Source organism: Sorangiineae bacterium MSr12523, from assembly GCA_037157775.1.
GTDB lineage: Bacteria > Myxococcota_A > Polyangia > Polyangiales > Polyangiaceae > Pendulispora > Pendulispora brunnea.
Map to the genome: position 1 here is coordinate 12,274,191 of CP089982.1, position 21,929 is coordinate 12,296,119.

At 60.9% G+C, this 21,929-nt stretch carries 16 protein-coding genes and 1 pseudogene; 10 read left to right on the forward strand and 7 right to left on the reverse strand.

Annotation, left to right across the window (positions count from 1 at the left end; translation table 11 throughout):
- Positions 1 to 367 precede the first annotated feature (367 nt).
- Positions 368 to 2,728, forward strand: coding sequence for a hypothetical protein (locus tag LZC95_48510; GenBank protein WXA94277.1), 2,361 nt, complete (start codon positions 368 to 370; stop codon positions 2,726 to 2,728).
- An 18-nt stretch (positions 2,729 to 2,746) separates the two neighbouring features.
- On the opposite strand, the gene LZC95_48515 is transcribed toward LZC95_48510, so the two are convergent.
- Positions 2,747 to 3,619: a hypothetical protein gene (locus tag LZC95_48515; protein ID WXA94278.1), complete on the reverse strand. Its 873-nt coding sequence runs from the start codon at positions 3,617 to 3,619 to the stop codon at positions 2,747 to 2,749.
- 385 nt (positions 3,620 to 4,004) lie between these two features.
- Between LZC95_48515 and LZC95_48520 the strand changes: the two genes are divergently transcribed.
- Positions 4,005 to 5,144, forward strand: a complete 1,140-nt coding sequence (locus LZC95_48520) for an extracellular solute-binding protein (protein WXA94279.1) — start codon at positions 4,005 to 4,007, stop codon at positions 5,142 to 5,144.
- A gap of 10 nt (positions 5,145 to 5,154) precedes the next feature.
- Here LZC95_48520 and LZC95_48525 read toward each other — a convergent pair whose 3' ends face one another.
- Entirely contained in the window at positions 5,155 to 7,245 is a 2,091-nt protein-coding gene (locus tag LZC95_48525) for a tetratricopeptide repeat protein (GenBank protein ID WXA94280.1), read from the reverse strand.
- Between the two features lie 699 nt (positions 7,246 to 7,944).
- Entirely contained in the window at positions 7,945 to 8,373 is a 429-nt protein-coding gene (locus LZC95_48530; GenBank protein ID WXA94281.1) for an RbsD/FucU family protein, read from the reverse strand.
- Positions 8,374 to 8,868: 495 nt separating this feature from the next.
- Between LZC95_48530 and LZC95_48535 the strand changes: the two are divergent.
- Both LZC95_48535 and LZC95_48540 read left to right on the forward strand, forming a co-directional pair.
- Positions 8,869 to 9,006, forward strand: a pseudogene (locus LZC95_48535) (LysR family transcriptional regulator).
- Between the two features lie 55 nt (positions 9,007 to 9,061).
- Entirely contained in the window at positions 9,062 to 9,367 is a 306-nt protein-coding gene (locus tag LZC95_48540; GenBank protein ID WXA94282.1) for a LysR substrate-binding domain-containing protein, read from the forward strand.
- Positions 9,368 to 9,416: 49 nt separating this feature from the next.
- Here the strand turns inward: LZC95_48540 and LZC95_48545 are convergent, their stop codons facing one another.
- Entirely contained in the window at positions 9,417 to 10,943 is a 1,527-nt protein-coding gene (locus LZC95_48545) for a myxococcus cysteine-rich repeat containing protein (GenBank protein WXA94283.1), read from the reverse strand.
- 913 nt (positions 10,944 to 11,856) lie between these two features.
- Between LZC95_48545 and LZC95_48550 the strand changes: the two genes are divergently transcribed.
- Complete coding sequence (locus LZC95_48550; protein ID WXA94284.1) at positions 11,857 to 13,017, forward strand: glycoside hydrolase family 99-like domain-containing protein; 1,161 nt, start codon at positions 11,857 to 11,859, stop codon at positions 13,015 to 13,017.
- An 854-nt stretch (positions 13,018 to 13,871) separates the two neighbouring features.
- Here LZC95_48550 and LZC95_48555 read toward each other — a convergent pair.
- Entirely contained in the window at positions 13,872 to 14,267 is a 396-nt protein-coding gene (locus LZC95_48555; protein WXA94285.1) for a hypothetical protein, read from the reverse strand.
- A gap of 1,253 nt (positions 14,268 to 15,520) precedes the next feature.
- On the opposite strand from LZC95_48555, the gene LZC95_48560 reads away from it, so the two are divergent.
- The 4 genes from LZC95_48560 (at position 15,521) to LZC95_48575 (ending at position 17,915) form a co-directional block, all read left to right on the forward strand.
- Positions 15,521 to 15,850, forward strand: coding sequence for a hypothetical protein (locus LZC95_48560; GenBank protein WXA94286.1), 330 nt, complete (start codon positions 15,521 to 15,523; stop codon positions 15,848 to 15,850).
- Between the two features lie 52 nt (positions 15,851 to 15,902).
- Entirely contained in the window at positions 15,903 to 16,280 is a 378-nt protein-coding gene (locus LZC95_48565) for a hypothetical protein (protein WXA94287.1), read from the forward strand.
- A gap of 185 nt (positions 16,281 to 16,465) precedes the next feature.
- Entirely contained in the window at positions 16,466 to 16,858 is a 393-nt protein-coding gene (locus LZC95_48570; GenBank protein ID WXA94288.1) for a hypothetical protein, read from the forward strand.
- Between the two features lie 469 nt (positions 16,859 to 17,327).
- Complete coding sequence (locus tag LZC95_48575; protein WXA94289.1) at positions 17,328 to 17,915, forward strand: YfbM family protein; 588 nt, start codon at positions 17,328 to 17,330, stop codon at positions 17,913 to 17,915.
- A gap of 158 nt (positions 17,916 to 18,073) precedes the next feature.
- Here the strand turns inward: LZC95_48575 and LZC95_48580 are convergent, their stop codons facing one another.
- Both LZC95_48580 and LZC95_48585 read right to left on the reverse strand, forming a co-directional pair.
- Positions 18,074 to 18,544, reverse strand: coding sequence for a hypothetical protein (locus LZC95_48580; GenBank protein WXA94290.1), 471 nt, complete (start codon positions 18,542 to 18,544; stop codon positions 18,074 to 18,076).
- 153 nt (positions 18,545 to 18,697) lie between these two features.
- Positions 18,698 to 19,720: a hypothetical protein gene (locus LZC95_48585; GenBank protein WXA94291.1), complete on the reverse strand. Its 1,023-nt coding sequence runs from the start codon at positions 19,718 to 19,720 to the stop codon at positions 18,698 to 18,700.
- Between the two features lie 737 nt (positions 19,721 to 20,457).
- Here LZC95_48585 and LZC95_48590 point away from each other — a divergent pair.
- Positions 20,458 to 21,912, forward strand: coding sequence for a cellulase family glycosylhydrolase (locus LZC95_48590; GenBank protein ID WXA94292.1), 1,455 nt, complete (start codon positions 20,458 to 20,460; stop codon positions 21,910 to 21,912).
- The last annotated feature ends 17 nt before the right edge of the window (positions 21,913 to 21,929 follow it).

A 21,929-nucleotide genomic window follows, 5' to 3' on the forward strand; every position in this document is an offset into this window, starting at 1 on the left:
AAGGCTCTGCCTCGCGCGCCCTCATTGCACGCAATCGCACGCGTTTTTGCGCTTCAGGATGTCGCGGCGGATGAGTCGAATGCTTCGGATAAATTGGCCGCAACGCTGTAAGAATTCATCACATCGTACCACACAGTAGAAGCTAATTAGATAGCTTCACCTTCTCCTTGCGCTAACGCGGACGTGCGGTCGAATCTTGCTCGACGCAAAGGGATAGGGATGCGAACGGCTTCGCGTCGGTGCGGTTGTTCTTGAACAACGACTGCGAGCACGAAGAACCCGGAGTTTTGCTCCGGGCAAGGTGCTGGCGACGGGGGAATTGCACCGTCTTGCAGGCTCGCAGCCATCTACGAGGAGCTCGACTCGAATGCAAGACATCCGACGGACGGAGTCGTTCATTGCGTCTGCGTGCATCGCAATAGCAACGTTCGCATCAGGATGCTCGTCCGATGGCGCGCCCGCGAGCACCGAGAGCACATGCAACGTCAATGCGGCACTCGTGGCACGCCCCGCCGCGAGGCTCTTTCTCACCCCTACGTTGATGGCCCGGTTGAAAGCCCGCGCGGCCGCCAACGATCCTGCATGGGTACAGCTCAAACGAAAATGCGACGGATACGCTGCGGGATCCATCGATCTACCGGGCGCCACCGCATATCCCAACTTTCCAAATATCGGACCCGGGTATCAGGGCGAAGAGTACCTGCCACCGATCATGTCGCTCGGTCTCTGCTATCGGATCGTCGCGGGCAGCGACGTCGCCGCGGAGCAGGCCTATGGCAGCGCAGGCGGACGGCTGCTCGATGCGATGTCGACCCCTGTCGAGTCGGGAGGGCAATTGCCATCGACCGACCATGGCTATGGAATACGCAATTTCGGCGTCGGAATGGCCATCGGCTTCGATTGGCTCCATCCCGCGCTCTCGGCGACGACACGTTCGAACGTCATTACGTCGCTGAATCTATGGATCGACTGGTACGACCTTGCTGGGTTCATTCGCAACCAGCCGATTGGAAATTATTTCGCGGGCTATTTTCTGACCAAGTTGGCGACCGCGCTGGGCACCGAGGGAGACAATCCCAAGGCCGAGGCCTACTTCGCGGACATAAGCCAAATGTGGGAAGGTCTGGTCAAGCCCGCGTTCGTGCGCTCGATGGCCGGAGGAGGCTGGCCGGAAGGGTGGATCTACGGACCGCGGGCGGTGCGCGGGATGGTCGACGCCCTCTGGGCGGCGAAGACGGCGAAGGGGCTCGACTGGATGCGCGACGTGCCACTCGCGCGCGATCAGGCCAATTATGGGATGTATTTCACCTGGCCGTCGCTCGAGCAGGTCGATGATCTGGGCACGGTGCGGGCGGGGACGAACCCCGCACCGTCGGCGGCGCTTGCGAGCGCGCTCGCGACCGCGCTCGGCGAGCTCGGTCATCCGTCGGCGGCCACCGCGCGCGCGTTCGCGGCGGACATCATCGCAGTATCCGACAATCGAGCGCCGTGGGAAAAGTTCCTCTATTGGGACCCTGCACTCGTCGCGAAGCCTTATCAGGACAAGGAATTGTCGTACCTCGCGCCAGGCCCCGGCCACGTTGCCATGCGTTCGTCGTGGAAGAGCGATGCCGCGTGGGCCGCGTTCTCGAGTGGCACCTACATCAATGCCCCGGACTCCGGAGAGCAGATGTTCAATCAAGGGAGCCTCAGCGTCGTCAACGGCGGTGCACCCGTTCTGGTGAATGCCACGGGATGGATTCCTCGCGTCGCGGGCACCCCCGGCGAAGACTTCGTTTACGACGACAGCTGGGGCAAAAAATCGCGTGCACTTTACAATACATTCTTCGTGTCCGATCCGAGCAATCCGTTCAACCCGGGGCAGTCGAGTGCGTCCCCGGACAAGGCGCAGACCCACGTCGAGCGCTACGAGGATTGGGGCGGCTTCGTACGGGCGCGCGGCGCACAAATCGAGCAGATGTACCGATCGACTCTTCTTCGCGCGTTCACGCGTGATCTCGTCTTCTTCCGTCCCTCCACGTTCGTCGTCTTCGACCGAACCAGCGTGACCGGTAGCCCGGATCAGTGGATGGCCTTTCACACTCCGAGCGCGCCCGCGGAGGCGCCTTCCTCTGGTAAGGCCACGGACAAACGCTTCGATATTTCCAAAGACGGCGCTATCACCGGAAGCGTCCGCATGCTGCTTCCTCGAGACGCGAGCGTGCAGTCGGTGAGCTTGCCCGGCGGCGTCACTCGGCTCGAGGAACATTCGAACCTTTCGAGCGATCAGGAATGGCTCACCGTCATTTCGGCCTCCAGCACCGTTCCGGAGCAAGTGAGGCTATCGGCGAGCGATGGAAACGTGAGCGCCGGCAATGTCGTCGGTGTCCATGTGCAGGGCCCGCGAAATCAGGTTTTGCTCTTCGCGGCGGACCAGGCGACCAACGCCACCACGGACCGGGCGCGGTATACGGTGACCCAGACGGGCGCCGCGGATCACGTGATCATCGACGTTGCACCTTCCGCCACCGGATATTCGGTGACCGCAACGGCAGAAGGGGACAAAGTCACCGTCGACGTGAAGCCAGGTGGCTCGGTGACAACGACACCAGGCGGCGCCCTCTGCTACTCGGTTTCGCCAACCGGCGCCGTAGGTCCTTGCGAATTCTCGCCGCCGAGGACGAGGACGACAGAGGACGCCGCCCCGGAACCGCAACCGCAACTATCCGCGGGCGGGTGCAAAAGGTAGCTGGACCAGGTGTCCGTCCTACTTGATTGTCGCGGAGCCCGCAGCCTGAATGTCGCCGGGAAAGTTGGCTGTCGTCCAAAACTGCGACTTCACGCGAAATCCATCGACGTCAGAGACCTTCTCGGCTTCTACGCGAAAATCAACGTTGCCGAAGCCGCCCTCTGAAGCAGGAATCATCGACAAAAGGCGGGCGGGTACGGATCCCTTCTCATTTGCTACCGGATAGTAGCAGTCGACATCCCACCACTGATGATGCGGATTTACTTGCGTTACATTGATCCTTGCATGGATGTTGCCGGCAGCGACGTTCTCTGGTTGCCACGCCAGATCGAGGTCGACGGATCGATCGATGACGCGCTCCCCCGTCGCCCAGTTCGGCCTCGAGAATACGGTGAGCGATGGCGCGTTCAGATCCACATCGAACGCGGGCAAGCCGCCCGGCTCACCGGCCGCCTTGATTCGAACGGCTTCACCTCCCGACCAAATCGTACCTTGTCCTATCCATCGCGTGTAGCCGGAACCAGGCAGCGGATTCAGCACGATGGGAGGAGCGATCCGGGCCCCACTGATCTCGATATCGCCCGCGCTGAATGAGGTAACAGCTCCGATGTCGGAGCTCCTGCAGAAGGTCACCTTGCAACTTTCTTCGGCCGCCAATGTTTCGCAATCGTCGGGTCGCTCCTGCTGCCAAATGTGGGCGCCGGCCGAGTGATCGGCCCCGAATTGATTTCTGTGCGTTGCGATCGAAATGAGACCGCTCCGCAGCTCGGAGCGCAAAGCCGACTTGGTCTCCGCCCCCTGTGGAGTCTCGCCGCCGCTGCAAGCGACGGCGCCGGACGCGCCCATCAGAGAAATCACCACCGCCCACGCGTGCCCACGCTGAATCGTCATATCGCACCTCACTCGGCCAAATGGAGTCGACGAGCCTCGGCATGCCGCCCCTCGGGTCGGGACCATGGGCATCCGAAGTCTCGCCGTAGCCATGTTCGGAGCGAGGTCTCGCGGATCAGAGAAAATGACCACGGATCCAATCATGCCAGCGCGGATCTCTCGCGCCACGAAGGGCGTCGACATCCGCGCCGACCATCGTTGTTCTGAAAAGACGGAGCCAACTGCTGAAGACGAAATTGTTCGCAGTTCGTATTTTTGACCAATTGATTCTTTGCCCGACTCCGTAAGGGGGCACCTTAACTATTCCTGCGGCGCCCGAAAATGCCAATCATGAGCGCGTAACGCTTGTTTCAATTCAAGAATCAATCAAAGTGGCGTCATGAACGTGGCTCTTCCTAGATTCGGTTGGGTTCTCCTTGTCGTTGCGGGATGCGCGTCAGCGTCGCCGGCAACGGAGCCGACTTCGGAACCGCTGGAAAACTCGCCTTCGGCGGATCTGGAATCCGAGGACCAGCAGCTCCAGCAATTGTACGCCGAAGCCCTTGCCGAGGGGGGCGAGTTGACCGTTTACGCGGGAGGCGACAAGCCTACCCAGCAAGATCGGACCAAGGACGCTTTTCTTGCGCAATTTCCACGCATTCGAATCAATGACGTCGTCGACCTCAGTAAGGTTCACGATGCGCGCGTCGACAATCAAATCGCAGAGCATCACGTCGTCGCCGACGTCGTCCAGCTTCAGACCTTCGATGACTTTCCACGTTGGAAGCGCCAGGGCGCCCTGCTCGCGTACAAGCCTGTCGGTTGGAGTAAGGTTTTCGAGGCGGTCAAGGATAGGGACGGGTATTACACCGGCGTGTGGTTCCACGCGTTCGCGACCCTCGCGGCCACCTCACTCGGAAATGACGCGCCGGTCGAGGCCGGGGATTTCTTGAAGCCCGAGTTCAAAGACAAGCTCGTGTTCACGTATCCCAACGACGATGATGCCGTTCTGTTCTATTTCAAGCAGCTTACGGACCAATACGGCTTGGATTACTTGAAAAAGCTCATTGCGCAGAATCCGAAGTTCGTTCGCGGCACTCAAGACGCGGGTGACCTGGTTCGCAATGGCACGTATGCGGCGGCCTTCGGCTTGGGCGGAGCCATCATCTTTCGGCCCGGCCAAACCGCTAAATTTTCACTTCCCAAGAACAGCCCGTGGGTCACCTGGGCACAGACGGCCGCCATTCTCAAGGACGCACCGCATCCAGCTGCTGCCAAGCTTTACATGAGCTGGGTCATCTCGCATGCCAACCAGCAGAACCTCGTCCGGCTGTCGGCATGGAGCACGCGCTCCGACGTCGCGCCGCCCGATGGCTACGAATCCATTTGGAACTATGGAAATTCCGACCCACGAGCACTGCCGGCCTTCATGAGCGACCGCGCGTCGCTCGATCGGTACAAGGCGCTGATCACGCTCTATATTGGCGACCCAAAGGGAAACAATCCCAACGGCGATCTCGGACTGTATCCGGGCGCCTTCGATTGAAGCTCACCGACTACGACGACAAGGCCCGAGTGAGCGGGGAACTCGGAACGCGCTTCAATTCGATGCGGCAGAGGTCTATTTGGGTGCGCAGCTGGGCCTCGTCGGCTTCTGGCAGCCTCAGTGCCGCTTCGAAGTCCTCGATCGCGGCATCGAATCGGCCTGCGGCCTGATTCGCGAGACCTCGATTGTAGCGCAGATCCGGATCGTCGCCGGCCAGCTCCAATGCCCTGGTCAGTTTGGCCACGGCGGCGTCGAAGTCGTGCTCCGTGAAGTCGAGTACCGCGCTGCCAACCAACGCGGCGGACAGGTCAGGGGCCATGGCGAGCGCCTCGGCGAAGCTTGTCCGGGCCACCTCGTGCTCCTCGCGTTCCATGGCGATCTGGCCCCGGGTGCACAACAGGTGAGCGTTGCGCGGATCGGCTGCGAGGCCATGTGCGACGTCCTCCGCGGCACCATCGAGATCCCCAGCTTCGAAGAGCAATGCGGCCCGATTGATTCGCGCGTCGAGGTGATCGGGCTCCAGTTCGAGCACGTACCCGAAGTCGGCGATCGCGCCATGGGCATCGCCGGTGCTCGCACGGACGTCCCCTCGACTGTAATAGGCCTCCAGGATCGGTGCGCTGAGCGCCATCGCCGCCTCATAGTCGCCGACAGCGGCCGCGTCATCTCCGCGCAGCCGGGCCAAGTTGCCCCGGTCGTAACGGAACTCGGGAAAGTACGGATCGAGGGCAATTGCGTCATTGAGGTCCCGCTCGGCCGCTTCGAGCATTCCGAGCAGCTGATACACCTTGGCCCGATTGTGATGCAGCACCGAATGATGCTGGCGGTAGGCGTCCTCGGGCAGCTCCTCGACGAGAATCTCGATTGCCGATGTGACCAACCGCAGCGCCTCGGCCCGATTGCCGAGCCGCATCTCGATGAGGGCCAGCGCGTTGCGGAGGAACGAAGTCCGGAAAGACCGCTCCCGAGCATCCCCGACCAGGCCGGCGAACGCGAGCGCGTTCTGCGCGTACGCCTTGGCGAGCGAGAGGTTCTTCTCGGCGTAGAACACGGCGTGCAGCATGGCGATTGAATAGCTGGTGGAGCGGTGCACCTCTGGGTGCGCATATTCGCCGCGCAGCTCGTTGAGAATTCGCTCGGCTTCTTTCGGATCGGTCCCGCGCAGGCTCAGCGCGAGAATCGCCATGAACAGGCAGTACTCCCGCTGACGATCCGGCGTGAGCAGCGCAAGGCCCCGCCCCGCAAGATCGGCCGCCGCCGAGATGAAGCCCTGACCCGCGCAGTACTGCGCGGCGAACTCCAATGCCCGCACGCCGGCGCCGGCCGGATCACTGCCGTGTTCGCGATGGAACGGAATGGTTCCGAGCTGGTGGCCGAGGTCACCACTACGACTCAGCGCGTCGGCAGCGGCGTCGTGCAATTCGGCACGATGGCGAGGGTCCGCCCGCGACCATGCGGCCAGCTCCTCGGGATCGTCGCTGGTGCCGTGGCCCTCGATGTACGCGCGCAGCAGCACGTCCTGTGAACGCGATGACGATTCGGCCGGTGTCGCCGCCGATGGATGAACGGTCAACGATGTCGCGTACGTGGCCAAGGCCTTGGCCAGTACCGTGGGAAGCGGCTGCTCGTTGGTACCGACGTGCACTTGCAGCAGGGCCGGATTGGCCCTGCGCAGCAGGATCGCGAGGAACTCCTGATCGGTCGCGTCAGAGGCATGAGCGGCATCGAAAGCCAGCCGCAGGGTACCTTCCCCGAGTCGCCGCGCGTACGCGACGAGCAGCTCGACGACGCCATGCGCAGCCCTGCGTGCCAGCCCGGTCTGGTATCGGGTGCGTTCCTCGATGGGGGCCGTCATGTGCAGCGTTTTCGGAACCTCGCCGGTGAACTCGACCAATTCCGGCGCGACGGTCAGGATGGCAAAACGGTGCTCGTGCACCACTTCGGGCCAGCGAGAATGGATGCGCGGCACGAGTTCGGCGAGCACGCTACCAGCGCCGGTGAACGGCCCGCGCAGCCGACGATGACAGGTGACCGAGAGATCGGCCTCGGCCGATGCCAGGCGCTCAGCCGGCGAAGCGCCGATGATCCACAGATGCCGCATGCCCGCCCTCCATTTTTCTCGACAAGGACGCGGCCCCCGAACCGTTCCGGGGGCCGCGTCACCTGCGAAACCTCGATCACAACGGAAGGACGTCGTACACCGTGAAACCACTGATCATCGGCGCGGAACCGGTTTTACGGGCAATGAACTTCTTCATTGTCTTCATGGTTATCTCCTTGCCCATAGGGCACTTCCGAAAGCCGTCGGCGCTTTTACCGACTGTATCGATCTGGGCTTGTCGGGGGTGCTAGTCAAGAAAACTCTGGCGCCGGTGCGCGAGAGGCGCCCGGTACCGCGAATATTTGCTTTCGCGAGTGTCGCGACGCGAATGCCTATTTGATGAGATTCAAACGCCAATGCAGGCCGTAAACCGTGGACCATGAACATGCCGTCTCGACATTTCACTTCCGGCCCTTCACGCGCTTTTTCGCAACGTGGCGAAAGCACGGTTGTGTCGATGATGCTCGCTGTCGAAATCCCCGGCGATGGGAGATTCCGTGACGCAGTTGCGCATCGAACCTCAGGCGCTCGGAGACGCCGTCCTGCGCGCGAAACGCGCCAATGAGCGCCGTACCTTGCTCGAATGTTCAAGTGGCCTTTGGACGAAGCAGAAGCCAACCGTCCAGAGGCCCTTGTTGCAAACACGACATATCATCATGCGTAAAAGCAATCTTCGTTTGGTGGACCGGCCACCCTCATTTAGAAGATAACGCCCTTCTTGATGATCACGCACCCGTAAGGGCGCAGTTCACCGGTCACGACGATGGCAAAAGCTTTCTTCGCCCGTTCGTAAAATGCAAAGCGCTCGATTTTTGTCAAGGGCGAAGGTTTCCCTTCCCGATTCGTGATGACCGCTTGAAATTCTTTCTGCACTTCCGGCACCTCATCTGGCTTTCCCACCACCTCCATCCGCAAGGCCGGGTCGGCGACGAACGTATCGAGCGGAATGAGCTGCAGAATGGCATCCAACGCCACTGGAGCGCTGACGCCGTCGAGCCGGACGAGTCTTTGCGCCATGGAAACGGCCGGGAAGTGGGCGTCGACGACCACGATATCATCGCCGTGTCCCATCGAGGCAAGCGTGTGCAACAGCTCCGGAGTATGCAGAGAGGTCAGGTTCTTGAGCATATGTTCTTCGATATCACATTGCCCGCAATGCTCATCATCAGAAAGAAATATTCACATTATGGTCGACATGGGTAAAGAACCACTCGAAGCGCCGCAGGCCAAACGGCGGAAGCTGGATCCACTCGGCCGTTTCGACGAGCGGCCGTCAAAATCGTGAGGAAGCATGATGGCTCAAGCCGGCGAAGCTGCCTGGACGCGAAAATTCACCCGGGCCCACGATGCAAATGAGCTCGGCTTTCTGCCTGCCACTTTGTTTGCGAGCGCGATCTCATCGGCGAATGAACGCGGACCGAGGTAGGTATGGGACTCGAAGTAGGCTAACGTCGCGCCGAGTCCAGCGGCCCCGGGGAAGAAGCCTGCGAAGACCTCCAGAGGGACCTGGGTGAACGAGAGGTCATGGCCCTGCTGTTTCAATGTTCGGAGAGCAGCTTGGGCGCGATCGCAATTCGTAACAATGCGTCAACAGTTGGCATCATTTGATACAATTCGATCCATATGAGCGAACCCGTGGAGACCTCGGAACTCGTCGCCTTTACCAAGACGGTCGACGCCAAATCCCTCTCCCGCGCCGCCGCCGAGCTGCGCGTCCCCCGCGCGACCGTGAGCCGACGCCTCGCGCGCCTCGAGGAGCGGCTCGGCGCGCGCCTCCTTCTCCGCACCACGCGCAGCCTCGTCCTCACCGAGGTCGGTGAGGCGTTCTACCGGCAGGCCCGCAAAGCTCCACGTCGACGGCGCGTTCTTCTCGAACGACATCGACCTCTTGTGCGACGCCGCCGTGCGCGGTCTCGGCATCGCGCTCCTCCCGCGCATGCTCGTGCGGCCGCACCTCGAGAGCGGCGCGCTCGTGCAGGTGCGCGCGTTCATCGACGCGGCCGTCGCCTGGGTTTCGCGCGAGCTCGCCGCGGGCCAGCGCCCGTCCCCGCGCGAGCTGCCGGGCGTGGTCGCGAAGAAGACGAAGAAAGCCGCGCCGCGCTCCCGGCGCAAGCGGAGTTGATTTCGGCTCGCGCGTGGTGGGTTCTTTATTTGGCGTTGACGATCACGTGCTACCAAGCATTGGCATCCATCCGAACGTAGGAGAGGAGTGCCTGGGGGTTGCCGGCCATCGTCATGGCGAAGTGTGTGTTCCCGGCCGCGTCGATGACCGCGTCTTGGAGTCCCCCGCTCCACGTGAAGCTACGCACCTTCCAGCCGGTGGCATCGAGATAATGATCTTCGATCTTCGACAGGTACGGCACTTGGTAGAGGATGTGTGGTCGCCCGAGGTTATCGACGATGGGAATCGTCCGGATGCTGGACCAGGAGGCACTACCACCTCTCCGACAATTCGAACCTACCCACGACAGATCGGCGACGTCTTCCACGATCCACCCGGCACCCGTCAAGCGGTGCACGCGTAGCCATCGCTTGGAGTTCTCGAATCCGTCCTCGAACACGACCATTCCGCCGTTCGGCAACGCCAGCGGCTGGTGCGAGACTGGATGCACGCAGCTTCCCTCCGGCACGGTGGTCGTCACGTTGTAGACGGGTGCCCAAGTGGTCGCGTCGACACGGCGATGCAACTTCATCGCATAGGACGTATACGGGGACGTTTGGGTGAAGTTCGCGAGGTATACGTCACCGTTCGACGCGTAACCGAGACGCAGTTTATCGTAGAGGTAGAAGCCGGTTAGCGTCTCGTCGCGCGTGAAGGCCCCCGGCGCGCCGACGCGATAATGCAGAGAACCCGATATCCGGCTCAGGGAGTGCCATTCGCCGCCGCCGCGTATGGCGTGATACGTGTAATCCGCGTCGCCGTACGCGAATTGCCAGGAAGCATTGTCGCGGGTGCCGACGACGAATGAGCCGCCAGGGGAGGAGAAGAAGCGCTGAAAATACGTTTGGAGCGCGCCACCATCGCTGGCGAGGACGAGATCTTCCCTTTCCAGCGAGACCTCGTTTTGGCCCCACGTCAGGGGCTCGCTCTTGGTCCAGTAGCTCGGCCCCCGCTCGGCGTGCACGAGACGCATGTCCTTCATCGGAAGGTTGTTTGGGCCTCGGTACCTGAGACCGTACAGGTATGCGATGTGTGCCTTGCCCGTGGGCTCGACGGTCAGCGACGCGGTATCGACGCCGAGCGGCGTCTGGGTGACCGCCTCGATCGAGGCGCAACGGCACGCCGAAGGGGCACCGGCGGCGCAGCGGCAACCCTGCTCGACCTTGCATGTCGTGCTGCAGCCATCGCCGCCGTCGACATCGCCGTCGTCGCATTCCTCCCTTCCGACGAGCTTACCGTCGCCGCATATCGGCGTGCACCTCGTCGGCTGGCCGGTACAACTCCATCCCGCTTCCAAGCCGCACCGTGAAGAGCAGCCGTCGCCGTTCTCCGTATTGTAATCGTCACAGGCTTCGTTCCCCTCGATCTTGCCGTCGCCGCACGTCGCGGCGATTGCGAGGGTTTCCTGCATGCCGTCGGAGTGGGACTCCGAGTCGCCGACGCTGGCGGGCGGTGAGTTTTCGGTGCCTCCGCAAGCGGCGGCGGTAAGGAGGACAAGAAGATTGGTGGACGCCAAAGCTCGAGTGGTCTTGCGCACGATGATCGGACTCTACAATGACAACTCGCCAATCGGTAGCTGCGAATGGCGCCAGTATCGTTGCTACATCGTTGGCGCAAACTGCAATGGCCGGATCCCGGCGTGATGGTCGGACGCGGGGATGGGAGCAGTTTCGGCCAGGAAAATTCGACCCACCCTTGAAGAGGTGGACAGGCAAGCCGTGGGGACTCGCGCTCGAGTTCCTCATGGAGGAGTCCCGCCAATCGACCCTTGCGGCGGAACTACGCGCTAGTCCGTATTTGCGATCAACTCGTTTTCGATCGAGCGCTAACTCCAGAATGTCCGTAATCCCGTTTAACTTGTGGTCGAGCACCGCGCAACGTTCTGTGCTTGCTCTTCGGAAGCGCGCAATGCGCGGCGAGCGCTCGTGTGCGCGGCCAGTGAGAACGTGTAGTCGATCTTCCGTCGGACGACTCGGTCGGGCGCCATCGATTGGGGGCGCATCACCCGAAGGACGGTCCGGTTAACACCCCACGTTGTACGCGAAGTAGCCGAAGTTTCCCGGCATTCGACGTTGGTCCGTTACATGCTCGTGTCTTGGCGGCAGTAATGGCAAGGTGGTCAATAACTTCGTGGAGATTGCATGCATCTCGTTCAGAGGCTGATCCAAATTCGCGCAATTCTCGTCCGGCCGCTTACGGCATTCGCGCTGACGTGCGTCCTCGCATACTCCTTATTCGCGTATGGCTGCAGTTCGAGTGGTACTGGGGAATCCTCCACCGCGACAACCCCTGGCGGACATGACGTTCCGGGGGGCATCGGCTCTCCGGACGCTGGCGACAGCGCCGGTAATGTACTTCCGTATTATCGAATTCGGATCGAGTTCCTCGACCAGGGGGATTGGGCGACCCTAAAGATCGCGAATCCGTCGAAGGTCATCAAGGCCCGCCAGATGTCGGTCACGGGAAAGCCGAACGTGCTGTCGGTTCAGAAAGACCAGCTCGCCTTGAATACGAACGCCGGCAGCGATCTATCGGTGGTCGCAGACTATGCGCTCATTCCGAGCGCCGTCGAAGCTCCGTTCCAATTCTCGCTCACGAAAGGCGCTGCGGGCACCGTGACGATTCGCATCTCCACCGTCATCGGCACGACGGTGACTCTCGTGAAGGAGATCAAGCAAGCCGCTCGGCCGATGGATTTCGAGGTCAACTTCTCGGCCCTCAAGGGTACCCCCCCGGTGATGGCTCCGATGGCGCCCGTCAAGAACATGGGGTTGGCGCTCTATTACCCGTGGTACTCACAGAATAATTGGGTAAATAACCCTGCTTTGAGGGATACGCCGTCGACGCCTTATGCATCGGACAACCCGGCGGATCTTGCGCGCCAGATCGATCAAGCGCAAAGCGCGGGCATCAACGGTTTCATCGTGTCGTGGATTGGGCCCGGCAGCTCGAGCGACAAGAACATCCGGCTCCTGCTGACCGAAGCCCAGAAGAAGGGCTTCTACATTGGTTTTTTCTTGGAGACCACCGAAGGAAAGCTGTCGCAAGACACGCGCAAGGCCGTCGATTGGCTGACGTACATCGCGACGGAATACTCGGGCCACTCGGCCGTCCTCAAGATCGACGGCAAACCGGTTGTCGTCCCGTGGGTGACCAACACGATCCCGGTGGACACGTGGGCCACGATCCGCGCCGGCGTGCGGGCGAAGGGCAAGGACGTCTGGCTCGTGCAGGACTGCCAGGAGATGAACTACCTCGATGTCTTCGACGGCATCTGGTACTCGGGCGGCATCACGGGGCTCGGTGAGGCGGTTCGGTACTACTCGGTACTTGCGGACAAGCCCGCCCCCAAGGTCTGGATGGCAACCGCGATGCCCGGCTTCGACGAGCGTCTCCTCTCCGATCGCGGGCCGAATCCGCGCTACATCGATCGGGAAAACGGCGCGTATTTCCGCAAACAGCTCGACGACGTGTTCGCCAACTCTCCGCAGTGGGTCGTGATCTACACCTGGAACGAGTGGTACGAGAACACGTACATCGAACCGTCCAAGAATTATGGTGATCAGTATCTTCGTATCGCCGGCCAATACTTGAAGGACATGCCGAAATAAGCGCCGAGCATGGTGACATCAGGTATCCGTCCTGCAAAGCACGTCGTGACCGGATCGTGCTGGCGACGTAGACTTGATGCCCGCAAGGAGGGAGCTATCGAGCATCGTGATCGAGCTCCCTCCGCCTATCTCGTAAGGGATGGCGTTTAGCGAGCGAGACCCCCACGACTGAACTGAAACCGTTTGTGCCAAATTTTGTTGTCGGTACCGCGTACGACGGCCACGACGCTCTTTCCGAAGGAGAAGACGCCCGGTTGTGAAGGTGTCCGGCCATCGTCGGACCGCCAAGGTGAATACTCGTGATTGTCTTTGTCGAATAAAGACCACCGGAACACGTTATCCGAGTCCCGGAACGCAACGAACATTAGGTCGGACAGCTCGCAGTCCAACATCGCGAGCCTGGGTCCGCTATACGCGACGGCGTTTTGGTCGACCTGGTTCCAACGCGTGGGGTCGAACCAGGCACCGTCAGCATCCTGCTGTGTGTAATAGAAATTGGGAGAGGCAGTCCCCGTTCCCGTATGCCAAATATGAATTTTGCGCGTACAGTCCACGGTGGCGCCGACCCCATAGGGTGTGCGCCCGCCGGCGTTGGGGGGAGCTTCGCCATAGCCGGTGAGCCAATCGAGGTCCCCGGAAACAGCGCGTCTGGTGGCGCGCTGCCATAGAATCTGCTCTCCGCTGTCCCCACCGACGGCATAGAGATACAAACTCAAGCCCGCGACGACGACGGTAGCGGGCTTGTTGTCCGCGATCCTCTGGCTTCCCGGCACCCGCTTCCAATTTCTCCCGGGCCAATTTACGTAGTAGATTTTACCATCTTCGCCAGTGCGAAATATGTAAATATCGCCTTGTTAATCGATCACGGCGGGCGAGGTCTTCGTGCGTTCGTTGCCGATCTTGGTAAAGCCCTGACCGTTGTTCCACCACCAGACACGCCCGTCCGTTCCCTTGATCACGATGAACTCTTTGATGTTCCCCCCACGAGCAATGTAATAGGTTCCCGCCGGACCGGCGTCCGTCACCGCTCCCGCATTGACCATCGCCCACTGGAGGGGGACCGGGCCAGCCAACGCTTCGCCTTCACCGTCCGTCGTTGCGTCTTCCTCGGCCTGTTCCGTTTCCGTTTCCGTTTTTACCAATTCCAACTTCGTCCCAGTTCCTGTCTCGTCCGAAGACTCGGTCGAGTCACCACACGCGCCCATGAGGGCAACGATTGACACCGCTACCAGCATCCGTGCTCGTTCCATGACGGTTTTCCTCTCGAGAGATGTGACGACGCACTCCGTCGAAGTGACACATGACAAGGAAGTTCGAAATCAAACGACGCTACGTATCTGCAATAGCTACGTCCAGGCCTGAGCGCTGCTCGTGTTCTGCCATTGCGTTTAGCGATCTAATCGTGTGCACTAGCGTTTCGCGACAGCGCAGGACGTCAACGGACGTCTGCCCATCCCGACACGAGTCTCGACGAGAAATGCGCGGCAAGTATTGCGGGCGCCATTTCCATCGAGCGGATCCTCGCCAGCATATCTACCGAAAGCGGGCAGAATCGAAACGTGCCCATGGAGAACGGTATTCGCTCGCACATCCCATCCTCCACGCCATATCCGGTGCCCGCATTAAATAGTCGTGCACGCGACCGTCCGCTCCGCCGTGCGTGGCGGATGTTTGCGCCGGGAGGTGCTAACCAACAGGTCCAATTTTGACATTGGCATTGGACCATGGCGCTCCACCTTCGTCCCGCACGCAGCGCGTCGTGACCCGTGGAGCAGGCGACCTAGATTTGGGGTCGGATGAAGGAGCTATCGAGCACCGAGCTGCTATCCAGGACTTGCCGATCGGCGGGGGAATGGTGATCTTGCCGAGCGGCGCGTCGAGCTCGTCCGGGAGGAGGCGGGCACGGGTGCCCAGGCAATTCATGGACGAGTTCGAGGACGCGGCGTTTCGGCCAACTCGGCAGGACGCGAACAGATCGCGCAGGTACGAAACCACTTCCGCCGCATGTTGGAGCCCAGATGCAGCCGACGAGCCGTGACGCCGCATCCGAGCAATCAGTACACGCGGCTATTCTATTTATTGCCTCGACAGCGAGTCCTTCGAGAAATCGCGCAAATGCCTCCAGGCTCGTTTCCATTACCCGCCCGTGTATCCCGATGGGAACTCTGCCTCGGGTTAGACACGGATTTCAGAAGATTTGGGGCCGCGCCGTGATGTCATTCTGTCAGCGCGCACAAGAGGTACACGTTGGAGGCGCACTTTCAGCACATGAATCGTAGGGCCTACCTACGAGTGAGGCCGATCATCGGCGAATAGGAGAACAGGAGACGATCATACCATCAAGTTCATGCCACCCCAGATGCCGTTTCTCGAGAGACGGCGTCTCGATGAGCAGTTTTTAGAATGCGCGCAGAAACGGCGGGGTGCAAAATCTTGAAAGGATTAGCGGATGAAGATAGGCAAATTCAAAACGGCTATCGGAGTCGGAATTCTGGCTGGAATCATGGCTGCCAGCGTGGTTACTGCGCCGCCGGCGAAGGCGAAGTCGCTCCACGCCTCGTCGAGCGACGAGGAGTTCCTGGCGCAAGATTGCGAACGCGTTCGGCACGAGGTGCATTGGGGCAGGAACGTGAACACATGGCAGTGCGACCTCATGACGCACGGGCAAGTTTCCGATGCACAAAAAGGTGACTCTGTGTGGCTTGCGGACTGGCCAGAGGGCGTGGCCTATGTCAAAGACGGATGGAACTACGCGGATACGCCTGGGGCTTTCGCGGTGGGCCAGCAGACCTGCGCCAGATTGGTCGGTCTCGGCGGCACTTGGTGCAATTGATACCCATCACCCTACTAGAGGAGTAATTGCATTCATGAATTTTCGCCGAAAAATGATGCGTTTTGTTCTGGGAGCCTCGCTCTGTGTCTTCACCTTGGGAGCCATTGCATCGCTGTCGCCGAAGGCCGAGGCATCGCCCATTCAAGTATCCAATGCTCCGGACGAGGACTTCGAGGCACGGGACTGCACCCGCGTCCGGTACTGGTTTCTCCAGGAGGCCGTCATCAACATCTGGACGTGCGACATCGCGACGTACCACGCGCAGATCGCTCACGCGCAAGCCGGCGATCAAGTATGGTTTGGAGGGGATGAGGTCCGTTACTCGGTACCCGTAGGTAGTACCTACGCGAATACACACGAAGTGGAAACGGACCGTCAGGTTTGCGCGCGAATCGCTGCGACTGGCGCATCCGACTGCAATCCACGTTGAGACGCGGTGGTGCATCGCTGCGCCAGCAGTTCGCATCCTGGGCACAGAACGGTACTGGGAGTAGGAGGTCCAAAAACGAGGGCAGGAGCGACGTGTCGGTGTTCTCGATCCGACGGAAGCCGCCGGCCCGCGCCTTCATCGCGAAGAACATTGGGTCAACAAAATACGAACTATGGAGATGGAACATGAAGGTCATGACACAGCTCAGCTTCTCGTTCGTCATCGGTTGCTTTGGGCTTTTGGCAGGCTGCAGTTCGGATACGACAGGCGACGACCCCGAGCTTAATCCCGTACAAGCCGCGGACGTTCCCGTCGCGACACTCGCCGACGCGCGTCCTTGCAATGAGAATGAGCAGCCCAAGCAGATTCGCTTCGTTCTGGCGCCGGGGGCAGTCATCTGTTACGGCGGCCTGGTCGGAGCGCTGCGGATAGATGATATTTATGTCACCGGAGTCCAAGCTGGCGGTTACTCCGGATATGTTACTTGCGACAATAATCACCAGATAAAGTTTAGTCCCCACGAAGTGTACTACCCTAAATGCAACGTTCGATGGCTGGGTATCACCCCTCCCTGGTAGGTCACGGCCCGAACGAAAGTCCCGAATCGGTGACAATGATCCCTTCCGTAAACGAGCTCGCGGCGTGCCTTGGCGCGGAGACTTTCAGCACCGTAGCGCGTTGGCCCTGCTCGCCATGCACGATGTACCGCTCATCGCATAGACGGTGGTCTGCGTGACCACGTCGCGACTTGCTCCCATGAACTGCCCCGCGACCCGAGCTCGGCCCCTGCTCGACCTCGTCACGACGTGCTCCGCGGGACGGATACGTCTCCCTTAGTTCGCCGCACGGAGCCAGATTTCACGCTTGCTGCCGCAGACGGTAGTGGGAGAAGGGGAGGGCGCGCCGTAGCAGTGCTCGCCTACGAGAAAGGCTTAAGCCATCAGAGATTGAGCTGTTCGTAGGAAATGGAGCTTCGGACGAGCCATTTTCGTTTCGGGAGGACGCGGGCTCCTGGCGGGTTCTCCGAAGGCTCACTATCATCGAGCGATGGGCATCGACGCTGATTACCAGGCGATTCCGTACCAACCGTTGCTGGAACGGGCACTGCACGATAAGGACGTTGCCGAAATGCTGCAGTTCTTTCGGAGGCTGGGAACCGACGACCTCTCCAAAACTCCTCATGAGCACGATCCGATCTGGCTCCAGCTTTCGCTGGATGTACGTCAGGTCGTAAGCCAACGACCTGGCCTACTGGAGAGGACGCTCGGGACGCGGGCGTGGGATGCCGTCTATTGGTTGCTCTCACCAGACCGGCGGGAGGAAGCGGAACGGAATCCGACCGGACTAGCCGAGATCGCGGTGTTCGGTGCAGAGCCATTTCCTTGTGGCGCGGTTACCACACAGGGATTTCCGCTGCAATTCGTCCGACCCACCACGGCGGGAGCCGTCGCCGATTACGTGGAAAGTATGCTGGACAGCGCACGAGACGTATTCGACCCCGAGGCGATGGCTGCGAGTGGCGTGTACAAATCACCGTGGGATCGCGACTACGTCCTCAAGCTGTTGACGGAATATGCCCAACTGTACCGGATTGCTGCGGACCTGGACGAATGTGTGCTCGTCGCTCTCGACTGACGGGCACTTTGATCTACCCGCTGACGATCCATCATTGCGCCTTGGCGAGCGGCCGCCATCGCGCTCGGCTTCTGCTGGGCTCCGCACTGGGCGCGTGCACGCTGCGAGGACCGCGTCAGTGTCATTCTCGACGACGAATCGCTCGGTTCTCGCGCCTATCATTCCACCCCAGCGACGACGTAGGAAACTCCTCCCCGGCAGGTGGACCCCACGGGGCCTGTGACGACGAGCTCCATGTCGACGCCGTCGACGCGCGCCCGGCCGCCGCTCGAGAGATTCTGCCCGGTGCTGCCGAATGGCGTTTCCGCATCCGGACGAAAAATTGCTTCGGGGCCGACGGTTTGCACAACGCCATTGCCCTGACACAAGAACGATCCGGTGGTGTAGACGACCACTTCGCGGTAGTTCCCAACGGCGATGACCGGGCTCGGGGTATTCGCGGTCGTCAACGCGCCCGCCGCGAGCTTCGTAAACTTCGGCGCGACGGCATTGCAGCAGGCACCTCCCGATGAATCGGCATGAGCGTCCGGCACGAACGAGGTGTCCGAAGGTCCATTGGTCGATGACGTACAATAGATGACGAAAGACCCGAGTATCGACGCGAGCACGATTTGAAGTTTGGGCTTCATGCCAAACTGGTACGACTGAACCGGGTCGGACCTTCCTGCCGGAATTGGATTATCGCCCTTCGAGGACTTCGACATCTCGACAACGGCCATCGCACGACTGTGTGGAATCGCACGTGGAGGCTGATGACAATTCCGGATTGTCCGGTACACGCACTATCGTGCATCGAGCTCGGACAGCCGGGCGCGCGCATCGTGGGCATCTTCCGATTCAGGGTGGAGCTTTCCAATGGCAAGTTTCAGCTCTGCGACGGCTGCATCTTTGCTCCCTTTCGCCGCGAAAACGCGCGCTCGACAGAGATGCTGCACTCCGCTCAAGGGCCCTGCGGCGGCCGCCTGTTCGAGCGTTGCGAGTGCAGCATCTATATCGCCTTTGAGACATTGGACCTCTGCGCGCGTGTGGAGGCAGGACTGGTGAGCGTGCTCCCAGCCTCCGGGACTCTCGTTACGAAGACTCTGACAGGCATCATCGAGCTCGCGGAGCCAGCTCTCGGCCGTATCGTGCGATAGGGACCCCGACCCGCGATAGTCTGGAGCCAAGGTCGCCCGTGCCGAGTACGATACGACATTGTTCACCACCCACGGCGCCAGTGCCTTCCCCGCGGCGCGCCGTGTAACGGTAATAGCTTCTTCGTATCGGCGTTGCGCACCGATGGCGATGCCGAGGGAGATCCAGTCGCTATCCGTTCGCTCCGCCTCGGGAATTCTCGTCAACGCGCGCTCGACCGCCGCCGAATTCGTCTGCCGACGGGCGATCGAGGCCACCCGTCGCAAGGTCGACGCCTTTGCATGCTGCGCGACGATCGCTTCCACCGCAGCCGAAGACATAACCCACGGACATCGCTGCGGGAGCGCCTCTGTTACGCGGAGCCACCCGTCATCTTCAGCTTCGGCGATGACTTCGACGGCGAGCGGCGCGCAGGTCTCACATATCGAGACCACGGGCCCTTCGACCAGCTTTCGCACCTGCATCCGCGTTTGCCCGCAAAAACCACACTGCGACTCGCTTCGCGCTCTACGCGACACGAGGAGGGCCATGACGAATACGCCACCGAGAAAGGTTCCCAGTGGAAGCGCGAGCCCCGAATCGTCCACGCGGCTTGCAAGAAGGAGCAGCATCGCGACGATCATCGTCACGCCCATCACCGTGCGAACCTTGTTGGCAAAGGCGGTTGACATGGCAATCGCGACTTGCGGTCTCTCTCGCTTACCCATTGAGGGGGGACCCTACACCAGGTGATGTGGGCCGTCAGGGGAGGGATCCAAAATACCCGACGGGAGGCCTGCAACGCCACCTTCGAGTGGGAACTAGAATATCCCAGGCAATCCGGCAGGGCACCTTTTCCGAATTAGAATCCTCGATGACCTTTGCATTGATACTTTTGCGATTTGAAGTCCTGGAGGTCGCACCGGATACGGACAGCGCGCAGGCTCGCGTAGCCTAAAAAAACCACCACGCCCGTCGATGCAGCACGCACCGCCTTTGTCTCCTTGAAGACCACGAAAGCTGGGGAAGTCAATCTCCTCCCGCAGGTGCAGCGCGCGGGCGGACGTTCCGGTCAGCATCGGTATCGTGGCGCACTGCGTCTTCGACTTTCCTCCCACGAGGAGTCGCTTGCCCGCGCCCGTAGGCATGTGTCGCCAACGTAAACACAATGGAGACGGGGCGGAGCTTCCACGCGCGGAGGAATGCAGGCAGTTCGCTCGCTGAGGCTCGCGCAATCGAAGCGGTATTTCGATATGGGGGACAATGACCGTTATGGCTCAGCCGACACCCCCACTCTCGGGGTAAGACTTAATTAGGAAAGTTTCTTAACTAAAGGATTGACCGCTCATCGAGGCCCTCGGTATGGTCCGCGATAGCAACGAATCGCCCGATGCCCCCGGGCCGGGCCGCATACGAAGGGAGTCTCGCAATGTCTCCTCTGTCACTCCGGCGACGTCGATTCGCACTGGCGCTGCCTGCGCTTCTTGCTCTCATGGTCACGTCGTGCTCGAGCGACGCGACGGACGACACCGAGAGCTCCGTGAGCCTTTTGGCACAGACTATCTACGAAGCCGAAAATGCGAATATCGGGCAAGGTGTGGTGGAATCCAACCACGCCGGCTACAGCGGCAGTGGCTTCGTCAACTTCGACAATGTCACGGGCAGCTACGTCGAATTCACGGTCAATGCCGCCGTCGCGGGCAACACGGCCCTCACTTTCCGCTTTGCCAATGGCACCACCACCAATCGCCCGCTCGACATCGCCGTCAACGGCACCGTCGTATCGAGCGACGTTGCCTTCGCGGGTACCGGAGCGTGGACGAATTGGCAAGATGTCACCATCACCGCCAACCTCCGGGCGGGCGCCAACACCGTCCGCGCCACGGCGACGACGGCCAACGGCGGTCCCAACCTCGACAAGCTCACCGAGAGCACGGGCGGGGGTGGCGGCGGCGGCACTCCGGTGGAACAGAACGGGCAGCTCCACGTGTGCGGCACCAAGCTATGCAACAAAAATGGCAAGGCCATTCAGCTCCGAGGCATGAGCACGCACGGCCTGCAGTGGCACCGCGACTGTGTCAGCAACGCCTCCCTCGACGCTCTGGCCAACGATTGGAAGGCCGACATCCTGCGCATCTCCATGTACATCGAAAGCGGTGGGTACCAGTCCAATCCGCGCTTCTATACGGACTTGGTGCACCAGATCATCGAGCAAGCAACGGCGCGCGGTCTCTACGCGCTGGTCGACTGGCACATGCTGGAGCACGGCGATCCGAATTACCATCTGTCGCGCGCCAAGACCTTTTTCACCGAGATCGCGCAGCGTCACGCCAACAAACCGAACATCTTGTATGAGGTGGCCAACGAACCGAGCGACGTCAGCTGGGCCACCATCAAGAGCTACCACGAGCAAATCATCCCAGTGATCCGCCAGCAGGATCCTGATGCGGTGATTCTGCTCGGCACCCGTGCCTGGTCGTCGCTCGGCGTTTCCGAGGATAGCGACGAGACCGAGGTCGTGAACAACCCGGTCAACGCCTCCAACATCATGTACACCTTCCACTTCTATGCCGCGTCGCATCGCGGCGAGTACCTCGATGCGCTCTCGCGCGCGGCCGATCGCATTCCGATGTTCGTCACGGAGTTCGGCACGCAGGACTACACCGGTGGGGGCGCGAACGACTTCACCCAATCGCAGGCCTACATCAACCTGATGGCCACCAAGAAAATCAGCTGGACCAACTGGAACTATTCCGACGATCCGCTCTCGGGCGCCGCCTTCACCGAAGGCACCTGCCCGAACGGCCCCTACGCCGGTACCAGCCGCTTGAAGCCCGCCGGCGCGTGGATCCGCGAGCGCACCCGATTACCGGACGATTTCTAGACGATCTTCGGTATCCA

What these genes read in the sequence shown, in the direction of transcription:
- LZC95_48525 (WXA94280.1), bottom strand. Translation starts at nt 7,245, where the DNA reads ATGCGGCATCTGTGGATCATCGGCGCTTCGCCGGCTGAGCGCCTGGCA.
- LZC95_48585 (WXA94291.1), bottom strand. Translation starts at nt 19,720, where the DNA reads ATGTCAACCGCCTTTGCCAACAAGGTTCGCACGGTGATGGGCGTGACG.
- LZC95_48555 (WXA94285.1), bottom strand. Translation starts at nt 14,267, where the DNA reads ATGGAACGAGCACGGATGCTGGTAGCGGTGTCAATCGTTGCCCTCATG.
- LZC95_48565 (WXA94287.1), top strand. Translation starts at nt 15,903, where the DNA reads ATGATGCGTTTTGTTCTGGGAGCCTCGCTCTGTGTCTTCACCTTGGGA.
- LZC95_48590 (WXA94292.1), top strand. Translation starts at nt 20,458, where the DNA reads ATGTCTCCTCTGTCACTCCGGCGACGTCGATTCGCACTGGCGCTGCCT.
- LZC95_48570 (WXA94288.1), top strand. Translation starts at nt 16,466, where the DNA reads ATGAAGGTCATGACACAGCTCAGCTTCTCGTTCGTCATCGGTTGCTTT.
- LZC95_48515 (WXA94278.1), bottom strand. Translation starts at nt 3,619, where the DNA reads ATGACGATTCAGCGTGGGCACGCGTGGGCGGTGGTGATTTCTCTGATG.
- LZC95_48575 (WXA94289.1), top strand. Translation starts at nt 17,328, where the DNA reads ATGGGCATCGACGCTGATTACCAGGCGATTCCGTACCAACCGTTGCTG.
- LZC95_48530 (WXA94281.1), bottom strand. Translation starts at nt 8,373, where the DNA reads ATGCTCAAGAACCTGACCTCTCTGCATACTCCGGAGCTGTTGCACACG.
- LZC95_48510 (WXA94277.1), top strand. Translation starts at nt 368, where the DNA reads ATGCAAGACATCCGACGGACGGAGTCGTTCATTGCGTCTGCGTGCATC.
- LZC95_48560 (WXA94286.1), top strand. Translation starts at nt 15,521, where the DNA reads ATGGCTGCCAGCGTGGTTACTGCGCCGCCGGCGAAGGCGAAGTCGCTC.
- LZC95_48550 (WXA94284.1), top strand. Translation starts at nt 11,857, where the DNA reads ATGTCGGTCACGGGAAAGCCGAACGTGCTGTCGGTTCAGAAAGACCAG.
- LZC95_48580 (WXA94290.1), bottom strand. Translation starts at nt 18,544, where the DNA reads ATGAAGCCCAAACTTCAAATCGTGCTCGCGTCGATACTCGGGTCTTTC.